The 12,682-nt window shown below is 71.1% G+C and carries 12 protein-coding genes and 2 pseudogenes; 6 read left to right on the plus strand and 8 right to left on the minus strand.

Going from position 1 to position 12,682, the window contains the following annotated elements; translation table 11 throughout:
• Positions 1 to 15: 15 nt before the first annotated feature.
• Positions 16 to 609, minus strand: coding sequence for a YybH family protein (locus ACIBL4_RS31845; protein ID WP_399415244.1), 594 nt, complete (start codon positions 607 to 609; stop codon positions 16 to 18).
• Positions 610 to 1,140: 531 nt separating this feature from the next.
• On the minus strand, positions 1,141 to 1,392 hold the full coding sequence (locus ACIBL4_RS31850; protein ID WP_399415245.1) for a hypothetical protein: 252 nt from the start codon (positions 1,390 to 1,392) through the stop codon (positions 1,141 to 1,143).
• A 481-nt stretch (positions 1,393 to 1,873) separates the two neighbouring features.
• Here ACIBL4_RS31850 and ACIBL4_RS31855 point away from each other — a divergent pair.
• The 4 genes and pseudogenes from ACIBL4_RS31855 to ACIBL4_RS31870 form a co-directional block, all read left to right on the plus strand.
• Positions 1,874 to 2,074: pseudogene (locus ACIBL4_RS31855) on the plus strand (AI-2E family transporter); the annotation flags it as partial.
• Positions 2,075 to 2,296: 222 nt separating this feature from the next.
• A complete protein-coding gene (locus ACIBL4_RS31860) occupies positions 2,297 to 2,998 on the plus strand; it encodes a helix-turn-helix domain-containing protein (RefSeq protein ID WP_399415456.1) in 702 nt (233 codons plus the stop codon).
• A gap of 88 nt (positions 2,999 to 3,086) precedes the next feature.
• Entirely contained in the window at positions 3,087 to 3,755 is a 669-nt protein-coding gene (locus ACIBL4_RS31865; protein ID WP_399415246.1) for a hypothetical protein, read from the plus strand.
• A 118-nt stretch (positions 3,756 to 3,873) separates the two neighbouring features.
• Positions 3,874 to 4,206, plus strand: coding sequence for a DUF2516 family protein (locus tag ACIBL4_RS31870; protein WP_356927857.1), 333 nt, complete (start codon positions 3,874 to 3,876; stop codon positions 4,204 to 4,206).
• Positions 4,207 to 4,236: 30 nt separating this feature from the next.
• Here the strand turns inward: ACIBL4_RS31870 and ACIBL4_RS31875 are convergent, their stop codons facing one another.
• From ACIBL4_RS31875 to ACIBL4_RS31895, 5 genes and pseudogenes are all read right to left on the minus strand, one after another.
• Entirely contained in the window at positions 4,237 to 5,586 is a 1,350-nt protein-coding gene (locus ACIBL4_RS31875; protein ID WP_399415247.1) for a PP2C family protein-serine/threonine phosphatase, read from the minus strand.
• A 296-nt stretch (positions 5,587 to 5,882) separates the two neighbouring features.
• Entirely contained in the window at positions 5,883 to 6,977 is a 1,095-nt protein-coding gene (locus ACIBL4_RS31880; protein WP_399415248.1) for a C40 family peptidase, read from the minus strand.
• A 193-nt stretch (positions 6,978 to 7,170) separates the two neighbouring features.
• The gene (locus ACIBL4_RS31885; RefSeq protein ID WP_399415249.1) at positions 7,171 to 7,992 is read right to left on the minus strand and encodes a class I SAM-dependent methyltransferase; all 822 of its coding nucleotides are present in this window, start codon (positions 7,990 to 7,992) and stop codon (positions 7,171 to 7,173) included.
• 92 nt (positions 7,993 to 8,084) lie between these two features.
• Positions 8,085 to 8,700 (minus strand): annotated as a pseudogene (locus ACIBL4_RS31890) (dihydrofolate reductase family protein).
• A 140-nt stretch (positions 8,701 to 8,840) separates the two neighbouring features.
• Complete coding sequence (locus ACIBL4_RS31895; RefSeq protein ID WP_399415250.1) at positions 8,841 to 9,707, minus strand: calcium-binding protein; 867 nt, start codon at positions 9,705 to 9,707, stop codon at positions 8,841 to 8,843.
• A 306-nt stretch (positions 9,708 to 10,013) separates the two neighbouring features.
• On the opposite strand from ACIBL4_RS31895, the gene mshA reads away from it, so the two are divergent.
• Complete coding sequence (gene mshA, locus ACIBL4_RS31900) at positions 10,014 to 11,351, plus strand: D-inositol-3-phosphate glycosyltransferase (protein WP_399415251.1); 1,338 nt, start codon at positions 10,014 to 10,016, stop codon at positions 11,349 to 11,351.
• Positions 11,344 to 11,853 (plus strand): YbjN domain-containing protein, encoded by a 510-nt coding sequence (locus tag ACIBL4_RS31905; protein WP_399415252.1) that lies wholly within the window; start codon positions 11,344 to 11,346, stop codon positions 11,851 to 11,853. Before mshA ends, ACIBL4_RS31905 begins: the two co-directional genes overlap by 8 nt.
• Positions 11,854 to 11,909: 56 nt before the next feature.
• On the opposite strand, the gene ACIBL4_RS31910 is transcribed toward ACIBL4_RS31905, so the two are convergent.
• Positions 11,910 to 12,446 (minus strand): hypothetical protein, encoded by a 537-nt coding sequence (locus ACIBL4_RS31910; RefSeq protein ID WP_399415253.1) that lies wholly within the window; start codon positions 12,444 to 12,446, stop codon positions 11,910 to 11,912.
• Positions 12,447 to 12,682: the final 236 nt, after the last annotated feature.

A 12,682-nucleotide genomic window follows, 5' to 3' on the forward strand; every position in this document is an offset into this window, starting at 1 on the left:
ACCGAGGTAGCCCGGTCAGTGGTGGGCCGTTGTCGCGTTGCCGTGGGGCGGGTAAGGGTTGTCCTGGAGGTACAGCCACGTACCGTTCGGCTGCTCTTGCACGGTGTCGCAGAAATTCCCGGTGAAGCGCGTGCGGGTACCGTCGGGATCGGTCTGCTCCAGGGAATAGTCGCCCATTATGGACGCCGTGCGGTTACGTACCCTGTCACCCGTGCGCTTCCCTCCCGCCAGCACGGTTTGGCGAGCGTTGACGGTGAGTACCGGATCGGACTTGAACCAGTCGACGTAGAACGCCCGTATTTCCTTGTGGCCCCTGATAATCGACCCGTCGTAATTGACGATCGCCGCTTCGGGATCTTGGAGGGCGATGATTCCGTCTACGTCCTTGGCCTTGATCCGCTCGCCCAGGAGCTGCAGCAACTCGGCCGGCGTACGAGCGGCGTCCTGCGTGCTCTCGGCATTCGCCGTGACCGCGGTAGCAGATGACTTGCCCGCAGGCGCCGATGTATTCGCCATCTCGGTCTGGATGAAGGTAGGGCCCGCGATGCTCACGGCCGTAAACACAATGGCCGAGGTGGCGATCGACAACGTGAGCTTGATTCTGGTCATGGCATCTCCCCCAAATGGAGATGGCAGCAGGTCAAGAGAACGCCTCTGCGGCGTTGGCCCTTTGAATGGCCCCCGTTTGCCACCCCGCCCCGTTGATGAGGTCATGCAACATTCCGGAACTAACCTCTGTCAACCCTCCCGGAAATGCGGATGATGCCGGTCCGCTATTTATCTGCCCCAGGCGTTGAAGCGGAACATCGACTGCATTACGAAGACCTGCGGGTATCGCCGTTTCCGGAGCGTGATCCGGCAGGGGTGCACGTGGGCGGATGGAGTGGTCGGCAACAAGGAATCGCCTATTCCAGGGCGCCGGAACGCTCATTTTGCGCCAGACGTGCGGGAGTGTCGGCCAATGTCCCTCCAGTGGCGTGCGTCACATCAGCCCCGCCGGGCAGATGTCCGGTCTCGCTCACGGTGAGGCAGAGTGCGTGCCTGACCGGGTGCCGCCCGGTCAGGGCGGCGCCATTCGGGACCGCCGAGGCGCCTGAAGCCGGCCCTGTCCTGTGAGGATCGCGGTTCACGAAGCCCTGCTCAATGCGTCAGATCGAGTACGGCCGTGCAGTGCGGATCGTCCTCCGGCCCCTCGAACAGCTCCCGTTTCTGCGACCGGGAGAACATCTCCGCGATCACGGCTGGCCCGGCCTCCGCAAGCCGGACATCGCAGTGACTCGGCCTTTCCCGCTCCTCGTAGCCAGGAGCCGGGCAGTTGAGTGGGGTGAGCAACGTGTGCACCCGGTCCTCCAGTCGCTCCTCGCCGGGCACGGCCACTTCCCACGGGGTCATTTGCCGCCCGACTCACTGCGATTTCAGTGGAGGAATGGGGGGAGCGGGCAGGGGCTGACCTTCTCTCCGGTTCGCGCCGCGGGTTTGTGCCAGAACGTCCTTGGACTCGGTGGCGAGGGTGCCGAAGACGATCCGATCACCGGCAGCACGGCGATCGGATCTCCGACCGCCCGGGCACCGGCAAGCAGGCCCGCGGCAGGGTGAATACCGCCCGCAGACACTCCGCCACCGGCTCACGCCGCACCCTTGGATGCCGGTAGCCCGACAGCCGGCGCAGATTCGCCGCCGGCACGGGACCGATCACCCCGACCTTCTCGTAGCCCCGGCCGACCCGGGCGCACGCCGCCGTAGCCACGAACTTCGCCGCTCCTCGGCTCTGCCAACTCGTCCGGACGCACGTCCCGCCGGCCGTCGACGTACTCCAGCCAGAAGTCCCCCGCCTCGGTCAGCCACTCCCGCAACTGCATGGCTGCTGGGGCGGATGTGGTCGGTGGTCTGGCCGCTCGTCGTCGGGTTGCTGCTGACCGCGCTGACCTGGCCCGCGGACCGCTTCCTGGGTCGGCGCGGGTGGCCGCCCGCGCTCGCCGCGTCGGTGGTGACCGTGCTGTTCCTGCTGGTCGCCGCGGGTGTCGTGGCGCTGATCGCCGTGCCCGTGGCCTCCCAGTCCGGTCAGCTGACCGACGGCGTGGTCGAGGGCATCCAGGAGATGCGCGAGTGGGCCGCCGGGCCGCCGTTGAACATCGGGGACGCCCAGATCAACAAGGCCTTCGACACGGCCGTCGCCCGCGCCCAGGAGGGTGCAGACGGGACAGCCACTGCGGCACCGCCGGTCGGTGTGCGTGGCGTGGCGCACTTTTGCAAGCGGGTGCTTGCAATAGTTAGCGGGGTGCTGCACTCTGGAGTCATGGCATCGCTCAACGTCGGCAATCTCGGTGACTACCTGCGCGAACAGCGGCGCAACGCGCAGCTGTCGCTGCGGCAGCTCGCCGATGCCGCCGGGGTGTCCAATCCGTATCTGAGCCAGATCGAGCGCGGGCTGCGCAAGCCGAGCGCGGAGGTGTTGCAGCAGGTCGCCAAGGCCCTGCGGATCTCCGCCGAGACGCTGTACGTCCGGGCCGGCATCCTCGACGCCGAGCGGGACCGGGACGAGGTGGAGACGCGTGCCGTCATCCTCGCGGACCCGACGCTGAACGAGCGGCAGAAGCAGGTGCTGTTGCAGATCTACGAGTCCTTCCGCAAGGAGAACGGGTTCGGGACCGGCGACGGCTCCGCGGTCGTCGGCCTCGTGGGCGCCGAGGACGCGGCGGACGGAGACGGGGACGCCCCGCACGGCGGCACCGGGATACGACGGCCCCGCACGGCCGACGGCGGCCGGCCCGCCGAGCGCCGTACCCGCGGCAGCGACGGGAGCGCCGGGAGCGACGGCAGTGACGGCGGTACGTCCGCGTCACCGTCGGCGACCCGCCGCACGCGCAAGGGCGACGGCGGTACGTCACCGTCGACCGCCCGTCGCGCTCGCAAGACCACCGGCGGTACGTCCGCCGCCCGCCGGGCCCGCAAGACCACCGGCGGCAGTGACACCGACCCGCAGCAGACGGCCGGCTAGCCGGACCAGGGCACCGGCCGCACCACTGCGGATCACACCACCCTCAGCCGAACCCTCAAGCGAAAAAGAATCCGGGAGGACCATCACCATGGCCATCACCGACGACCTGCGCAAGACCCTCAGCGACCCGACGCCGCTCTACTTCGCCGCAGGCACCGCCGACCTCGCCCTTCAGCAGGCCAAGAAGGTGCCGGCCCTGGTGGAGCAGCTGCGCTCCGAGGCCCCCGCGCGGATCGACGCCGTACGCAACACCGACCCGAAGGCCGTTCAGGAGAAGGCCTCCGCCCGGGCCAAGGAGGCCACCGCCCGCGTGAAGGAGACGCAGGAGACCCTCCAGAACAAGGTCACGGAGTTCATCGGCTCCATCGACATCGACATCAAGAAGCTCGGCAGCACCATCGACGCGGACCTGAAGAAGGTCGGCGAGACCGCCCAGGACTTCGCGCTGCGCAGCGTCGGCGTGGCCGCCGAGTACGCCGTCAAGGCCCGCGAGACCTACGAGAAGGTCGCCGAGCACGGCGAGCAGGCCGTGCGCACCTGGCGCGGCGAGGCCGCCGAGGGCATCGAGGACGTCGCCGAGGGTGTCGAGGAGCTGGCCGTGGCCGTCGAGCCGAAGGCCAAGCCGGTCGAGGTCAAGGAGGAGCCGGCGAAGCCGGCCACCGCCACGGCCGCCCCGGCGAAGAAGGCCCCCGCGGCGAAGAAGGCCCCTGCCCGCAAGACCACCACCGCCAAGAAGACCACCCCGCCCGCCAAGTAGGACGGCCGAGGGCGCAGAGCGACCGCAACGGGCCGGGCACCCTGGGGGTGTCCGGCCCGTTGTACGGGTACGGTGACCGCGTAGGGACGAGCCGAGTCAGGTGGTGGACGTAGTGCTGATGCAGGGCTTCGCAGGGTTCATGTGGCTTCTGAGCATGGCCCTGATCATTTTCAGCGGCTTCGCGTTGTTCGACGCCGCCGTGCGGCGTGAGGACGCCTACCGCGCGGCCGACAAGAAGACCAAGCCGTTCTGGATGATCATCCTCGGGCTGGCCTTCGTGGTGAACCTGCTCTTCCCGATCCTGTCGTTCCTGCCGATCATCGGGCTCATCGCGACGATCGTGTACATGGTCGACGTGCGTCCCGCCATCCGGGCGCTCCCCGGCGGCGGCCGCAGCCGCCGCGGCTCCAGCAGCGACGGCCCGTACGGCCCCTGGAACGGCGGCCGGTAAGACCCCGGGCAGTACGGGAGCCGACCGGGGCTACGGCACCCGGTCCAGCAGCAGTACCGCCACGTCGTCCGTCAGCTCGCCACCGTTGAGTTTGCGCACCTCGTTCACCGCCGCGCGCAGCAGCTCCTCGCCCCGCAGTCCCTCGGCGATCTGGCGGCGCACCATCTCGGTCATGCCCTCCTGGCCGAGCCGCTCCCGGCCCTGGCCGACATGGCCCTCGATCAGGCCGTCGGTGTAGAGCATCAGGCTCCACTCGGCGCCCAGCTCCACCTGCATGCGCGGCCAGCGGGCACCCGGCAGCAGCCCGAGGGCCGGCCCGTTGTTGTCGTACGGCAGCAGGCGGGCCGGCTGGCCCGGGCCGGCCAGCAGCGGCGACGGGTGGCCCGCCAGGCACAGGCCGGCGCGGCGGCCGTCCGGCGCGATGTCCACCGTGCACAGGGTCGCGAAGATCTCGTCGTCGGCCCGCTCGTGCTCCAGCACCTGCTGGAGCGTGCCCAGCAGCTGGTCGCCGCACAGCCCCGCCAGCGTCAGCGCGCGCCACGCGATCCGCAGCTCCACGCCCAGGGCGGCCTCGTCCGGGCCGTGACCGCAGACGTCACCGATCATGGCGTGCACGGTGCCGTCCGGCGTGCGCACGACATCGTAGAAGTCGCCGCCGAGCAGGGCGCGCGAGCGGCCCGGGCGGTAGCGGGCGGCGAACCGCAGCGGGGAGCCGTCCAGCAGCGGGGTCGGCAGCAGACCGCGCTCCAGGCGGCGGTTCTCCTGGGCGCGCAGCCGGCCCTCGGCGAGCCGGCGCTCGGCCGACTCGGAGCGTTTGCGCTCCACGGCGTAGCGGATGGCCCGGCTCAGCAGCCGGCCGTCCAGCTCGTCGCGGAAGAGATAGTCCTGGGCGCCCACGCGCACCGCCTCCGCGCCGCGCTCGGCGTCGCCCGAGGCGGTCAGCGCCAGGACGGCATGCCGGGGCGCGAGCTCCAGCACGTGCTTGAGCACGGCGAGCTCGTCGTCGGAGTCGCTGCGGCCCGGAGCCGGCAGCGCGAGGTCCAGCAGGATGCAGTGGACGTCGTCGGTCAGCAGCCGCCCGGCCTCGGTGAGGTTGCGGGCCGTGCGGACGCGGATCGGCTTGCCCGCCTGGTCGAGCATGTCGGGCACGATCGGCGACCCGGCCGGATCGTCCTCGATCAGCAGCAGGGTCAGGTTCGTGTGGGCGGTGTTGTTCTCCACCTTGTCCGTGATGTTCCCGGCGGTGTCCGGCGTGCGCGGGGCGGCTGCCGAGGCGTCCGTGGCGGACTGCTCGGCGGGGCCGTCGCAGCGGGACTCGGCCTGCGCCTGACCACTCTCCACGGCCGGGATCGCTCTCTGCCGCGGTATGGGTACGGGCATCGTCTTGGGTTCCTTCCCTCCCCCCGAGGGCATGGCGGGGGCGAGGGACCTCGACCCACCGACCGGGACCATAGCGGGTGTCGGCGCCCCATTGGAATGGTGTGAGCCACGCCGCTGCGCCATCGGCCAGTGTCATATGCCGCGATATGCGCCCCAGTTGGACACCGCCGGGATGCTGCGGGGATGACGAACGTCACGTCAGCACGTGGTTTGGCGGTGGGTCCGGGGTGGGCTGGGTCACGTGGGCCGGGCCGGGTGACCCATGGGGCGGCCCATCGGCCGCTGCCTTCCCGCGCTCAGTCGGCGTCCGCGGCGGCGTCCGGTCGTACCACCCCGAGGATGGGCATCGACCCGGCTCCCGCGATGGTCACCGTCCGTCCGGGCCGCGGCGCGTGCACGATCGCCCCGTCGCCGACGTACATCGCGACATGGCTGGCGTCGTCGAAGTAGATGATGAGGTCGCCGGGCCGCATGTCCTGGATGTCGATGTGCCGCAACTGCTTCCACTGCTCCTGCGAGGTGCGCGGAATGCCGCGGCCTGCGGATATCCAGGCCTGGGAGGTCAGCCCGGAGCAGTCGTAGGTCTTCGGGCCCTCGGCGCCCCACTGGTACGGCTTGCCGATCTGGGCCGTCGCGTACGCGACGGCCTTCCTGCCCTGCTCGGAGGCCTTTCCGCTGATCTCGTCGAGGATGCCGGAGCCGAGCCAGGCGGTCTGCGCCTTGCCGGCGGCCTCCTTCTCCAGCTCGGCGAGGCGCTCCTGCTCCTCCTTCTGGAGCGCGGACTCGAGCTTCTCCGCCTGCGCGATCTGCTTCTCGACCTTCTTCCGCGCGGCGGCCTTGGCCTTGCGGCCCGCCTCCAGTTTCTTCCACTGCGCCGAGGCGTCCTGCGCGTACCGCTCCAAGTCTTCCTGGGTGCGGGTCAGTTCGCCGATCAGGCCCTTGGCCGCGTGCTGGCCCTGGCGCACCCGGCCCGCTCCGTCGAGGAACTCCTGCGGATCGTCGCTCAGCATCAGATGGGCCTCGGGCGGCAGTCCGCCGCCGCGGTACTGGGCGGCGGCCGAGGCGCCCGCGCGGTCCTTCAGCTTCGCCAGCTTCTCCTGGCCCTTGACGATCTTTTTGGCCAGCTTGACGATCTCGGCGGACTGCTTGTCGGCCTTCTCCTCGGCGGCGTTGTACTCGTCGGTGGCGCGGGCCGCGGCGCGGTAGAGCTTGTCGAGCTTCTCGCGTACGGCTTCCAGGTCCTTGCTGGGCGCGAGAGTGGGGCCGGCGCTCGGGGTGGGTGTGGGGGTGGGTATGGGGGCCGCGAACGCCGTGCCCGGTGCCGCCAGCACCGTGAGCGCGCAGACCACCGTCACGGCCGTCGCGATCAGGCCACGCTTGCCCGGTCCCATACCTCAGCCCCCAAACTGATTAACCGTCAGTAACATCCGGTACGCCTGGGGATGCTGCCACGTCGGCGCGCGAAGCGACAGGGGTAGTACTTCCCTCGGTCCCCTCCCCGATATGCCCCCGGCATGACGATCTCCCCGCCTGTGTGACGAACGACTCAAAGAGATCGTTCCCGGCGGGCCCGTCTGCGTGGATTCACCCTCGTGGGGCCAACGCCTCCCACCGCACCGTCACTTCGCCCTGCCGCCACCGCACCGGCCCGTCGGCCACGGGCCAGTCGGCGGTCAGGTCCCGTACCGCCCGGATCCAGCGCTGGCGGGCGCCGTAGGACGCGTAGGGCGCGGCGGCGGCCCAGGCGCGGTCGAAGTCGCGCAGGAAGGCGTGCACCCGCTCGCCGGGGACGTTGCGGTGGATGAGCGCCTTCGGCAGGCGTTCGGCCAGGTCCGAGGGGCGTTCCAGGGAGCCGAGCCGGGTCGCGAAGGTGACCGTGCGCGGTCCCTCCGGGCCGAGCGCGACCCAGACGTGCCGGCGTCCGATCTCGTCGCAGGTGCCCTCGACCAGCAGCCCGCCGCGTGCCCCGGTCGCCGGATCGGCCGGCGCGAGGCGCCCGCACAGCCGGTGCCAGACGGCCTCGACCTCGCCCTCCGCGTACTGCCGCAGCACGTTCGCCGCGCGGACCAGCAGGGGCCGCTGCGGGACCGGGATCTCGAAACCGCCGTGCCGGAAGACGAGCCCCGCCCGCTCGTACGGCAGCGCCGCCGCGACCCGGGCCGGCTCGATCTCCACGCCCACCACGCGCGCGCGTGGCGCGACCGTCCGCAGGCGATGCAGCAGCTCGACGGCCGTCCAGGGGGCGGCGCCGTACCCGAGGTCGACGGCCACGGGGTCGGCGGCACGGCGCAGCTCGGCGCCGTGCGTGGCCGCGATCCAGCGGTCCATGCGGCGCAGGCGGTTCGGGTTGGTCGTCCCGCGCGTCACCGTGCCCACGGGGCGGCGGGCGGCGGCGCGGGATGTCATGCGTACGAGGTTAAGCGGCTCCCGGGCGTGAACAGTCCCCGGTGTCGAACGGCTCCCCGACGTGAACGGCCCCCGGTGTCGAACGGCTCCCCCTAGGCCCCGGCCCCGCCCCCGCCCCCGTACGTCCCGAACCCCGGAACCCCCGCCGACTCGAGCACATGCACCGACAGGCCGCCCGGCGTGGTCCGGTGGTCGGCCAGCCGCAGTCCGGTCACTGCGCCGCCGTCAGGGAAGAGGCGGCGGCCCTGGCCGACCACGACCGGGGCGATCACGAGCCGCAGCGTGTCGATCAGCCCGGCGGCCAGCAGGGACTGGGCGAGCCGGGCGCTGCCGTGGATCTGGAGCTCCCGGCCGGGCTGCCGCTTCAGGTCCGCCACCTGGGCGGGGACGTCACCGGACAGGATCGTGGTCGGGGCCGTGGTCAGGCTCCGGGAGGCGAGGTACTTCGGCAGGCGGTTCATGATCCCGGCGAGGGGGGTGGTCGGTCATCGCCGGCCAGTCGCGGGCGAAGTTCTGGTACGTACGCCGCCCGAACAGCAACGCGTCCGCCTCGCCGAGCCAGCTGCCGGCCAGCCGCTCGAACTCCTCGTCCAAATGCGGCACGAACCAGCCGCCCCGCTCGAAGCCGTCGCTGGTGTCCTCGTCCGGGGCGCCCGGCCCCTGGGAGACACCGTCGAGCGACAGAAATTCCTGTACCACGAGCTTCATCGCGCACCACTCACTTCTCGCTCGGCGTGACCACCGATTCCGACGGTGGGGGACGCGGAAACTCATCGGTCGGCCGTCCGGGGAACCGCGTGGTTCCCCGGACGGTGAGAAGCGTCAACCCTGGCGCACGATGCTCGCTGTCAGTCCTGGCGGACGATGTTCTTGCCCGGGCCCCCGGAGAGTGTGTCCGCGCCCGGCCCGCCGTACAGCTCGTCGTCGCCGCTGTTCCCCCAGATCCGGTCGGCGCCGCCGTTTCCGTGCAGGATGTCGTTGCCCCTGCCGCCGTGGATCTCGTCGTCGCCGGCCCCGCCGTAGACCGTGTCGGCCCCGTCGTCGGCTCGCAGGATCTGCTCGCCCGCGCCGCCGCGGAGGACGTCGTCGCCCGCGCCGCCGTCCACGATCTCGCCGTCGATGCCGGCGTGGAGGGTGTCGTCGCCGTCACCGCCGCCGGCGTATCCCAGCGCGCCCACCCGGATGATGTCGTCGCCCGCCCCGCCCAGGGCCGAACTGCCGTCGACGCGGTCGCCGGTGGCGCCGGTCCACCGGTCGTCGCCGGCGCCCAGCTCGATCCGGTTGAAGTAGTAGACCTGGTCGGTGGCGTTGCGGAAGGCGGCGGTGTCATCGCCGTCGGCGAGGTCCATCTCCATGGAGGTGACCGGGGACTGGCTCTCCGGGGCCTCGACCGTGCAGGAGATCTTGGTGCGGTCCGCGCTGTCGGGGTGGCGGCAACCGTTTCCGGCGTCGATCGGGACGGCGTCGTCGATGACGTAGGTGAACTGCGAGCGGTCGCCGGTGAACGACTGTGTGACGGCCACCTTGTTGGCCTGCCCGGGGGCGGCCGTGTAGGTGAGCTGCCAGCCGTACTCGTTCACCGCGGCGGTGGCCGTAGGCTCCGCGGCACCGGCCGGGCCGGCCAGGGCGATCGGAACGGTCAGGGCCAGGCCGAGGACCGGCGTCAGAACGGATGAGGCGCGTAACAGCCGGCGGCTGACCGGGCGAGAGGGCATTGCGTAACCTCCGTGCGGCAGTGGTGGATCCTTCCGCAGGCTGTGACCGGCCGGGCGGGCGCCGGGTTGTCCGCAGTACCGGCCTCGTCATCCTTTCCACGGCCTTTTCATCGCGGAGACAGCGCGTGTGGCCTGCGATGTTCGATCGAGTTCAGCTGCCCGTCACCCTCGAACGGTTGAGCGGGGAGCCGTAATGATTCGGTAAAAGTCGCGAATCAGGAAATGGAACTCAACCCTCCGCTGTTGGATCCGCTGGAGGGCACGTGCGCCCTGCCAAGGCATGCCCGGAGCGAGGAGGAACGCCACGTGAGCCAGTACATCGGCAGGCTCGGGCGGCGCTCCGCGTCCCCGTCCACGCGCCTCCGGCTGCACCGAAGGCCCCGCCGGGTGGCCATGCTCTCCGTGCACACCTCCCCGCTCCACCAGCCGGGCACCGGCGACGCCGGCGGCATGAACGTCTACATCGTGGAGCTCGCGCAGCGCCTCGCCGCGATCAACATCGAGGTCGAGATCTTCACGCGCGCGACCTCGGCCGCGCTGCCGCCGACCGTCGAGCTCGCCCCGGGCGTCCTCGTCCGGCATGTCGACGCCGGGCCCTACGAGGGCCTCAACAAGGAGGACCTCCCGGCCCAGCTGTGCGCCTTCACGCACGGCGTGATGCAGGCCTGGGCCGGCCACCGCCCCGGCTACTACGACCTGGTCCACTCCCACTACTGGCTCTCCGGCCACGTCGGCTGGCTCGCCGCCCAGCGCTGGGGCGTCCCCCTGGTGCACGCCATGCACACCATGGCCAAGGTCAAGAACGCCAACCTGGCCGACGGCGACACCCCCGAACCGGCCGCCCGCGTCATCGGCGAGACCCAGATCGTCGCCGCCGCCGACCGCCTCATCGCCAACACCACCGAAGAGGCCGACGAACTCGTACGGCACTACGCGGCCGACACCGACAAGGTCGCCGTGGTCCACCCGGGCGTGAACCTCAGCCGCTTCTCGCCCGCCGACGGCCGCGCCGCCGCCCGGGCCCGTCTCGGCCTGCCGAGGGACGCGCTGATCCCGCTCTTCGCCGGGCGCATCCAGCCCCTGAAGGCCCCCGACGTGCTGCTGCGCGCCGTCGCCGTCCTCCTCGACGAGCGCCCCGAGCTGCGCTCGCGCATCCTCGTCCCCGTCGTCGGCGGCCCCAGCGGCAGCGGCCTCGCCAAACCCGAGGGCCTCCAGAAGCTGGCCGCACGCCTCGGCATCGCGGACGTCGTACGGTTCCACCCGCCGGTCGGCCAGGACCAGCTGGCGGACTGGTTCCGCGCCGCCTCCGTCCTGGTCATGCCCTCCTACAGCGAGTCGTTCGGCCTGGTCGCCATAGAGGCGCAGGCGGCGGGCACCCCCGTCCTGGCGGCCTCGGTCGGCGGTCTGCCGGTCGCCGTGCGCGACGGGCACACCGGCTTCCTGGTACGCGGCCACCATCCCGCCGACTACGCGCGCGTGCTGCGCGACTTCGCCGACGACCCGGAGCTGTCGCCCCGGCTGGGCGGGCAGGCCGCCCGTCACGCCCAGTCCTTCGGCTGGGACACCGCGGCCGCCACCACGGCGGACGTGTACACGGCCGCGATGCAGGCACACCGCCGTCGCGTACGCTCGCAGCATGGGTGAAACCGATCTGGAACAGCGTGCGGCACAGGTCGTCGAGGGAGTGCTGAAGGACGCCGACCTGGAGTGGGAGAGCCCGGAACCCGGCACCTACGTGGCGCAGCTCCCCGGCACTCGCAAGCTCAAGACGACGGTCTCCCTGATCGTCGGCCGCCACTCCCTCTCGCTCAACGCCTTCGTCATCCGCCACCCCGACGAGAACGAGCAGGGCGTCCACCGCTGGCTCCTGGAACGCAACCTCAAGCTCTACGGCGTGAGTTACGCCGTCGACCAGCACGGCGACGTCTACGTCACCGGCCGGCTCTCCCTGTCCGCCGTCACCGCCGACGAGATCGACCGCCTGCTCGGCCAGGTCCTTCAGGCCTCCGACGGCAGCTTCAACACCCTGCTGGAGCTGGGCTTCGCCTCGGCGATCCGCAAGGAGTACGAGTGGCGGGTGTCCCGCGGGGAGTCGACGCGCAACCTGGACGCGTTCGCCCACCTCACGCAACGCCCCGGCAGTTAGACAGTCCGGTTCGACAAGCGCGGCCTTTCCCGTCGGCATGGCACCCGACGGCCTGCCTACTTGATCAGGGCGTTCGCGACAATGATCACCAGGCCGATCAGCATGTCCAGGCCCCCTGCCAGGCATGAGGACGGCCATCCGTGCCCGGCGGTGCGGGCGGTCCAGGCGCCCCAGCCGAACAAGGCGACAGTGTTGAACAGCAGGGCCACGTCCACAGCCGTGGCCTCCGCCCACCACCCGGCTGCCGCGGCGAGCAGGAGCGCCACCGTGGGCAGCACGGCGGCGACCAGTGGCCACTCGGCGAGCACCGACCGCAGTCTGTTGGTCGTGGCAGCTCCGTCGTGGGACGCACGCTGGGCGATGACGTGCGCGTACCCATGGGCGGCGCCCGACGCCAGTGCGGTGAGCAGGACCCACAGCGCGTCCGGACCGGGCTCCGCCTTCTCGCCCGTCGCGTCCAAGGCGGCCACCAGTGCGCTGGCCAGCACCAGTCCGTAGATGCCGCTGAACAGCGACTGCTCCGGCGGCCGATGACGCGTGATCCACCTTCGGGCGACGCTTTCGGAGCGGACCTGGTCGGCGCGGTCGGACATCGCATCGCCTCGGTGCGGGAGGAGGGCAGGGTCCGCACATGCTCACCCGCGTCGCGCCGGGGAACATGACGCCACGCGCTACTTGCAGGGTTGTTGTGCTCCCAAAGAGGGTCAGGAACCCCGCGATCGACACGGAGATCTCACGGCGTCTTGGGGCCCGAGCAGGACCAGGGCGGCACACCGTGGTAGCCCGGAAAGCCATGGTTAGAACGCTTGCCCGCAAACGTCTTCCTTGT

It is taken from the genome of Streptomyces sp. NPDC050416 (assembly GCF_044458845.1).
In the GTDB taxonomy this organism is placed as follows: Bacteria; Actinomycetota; Actinomycetes; order Streptomycetales; family Streptomycetaceae; genus Streptomyces.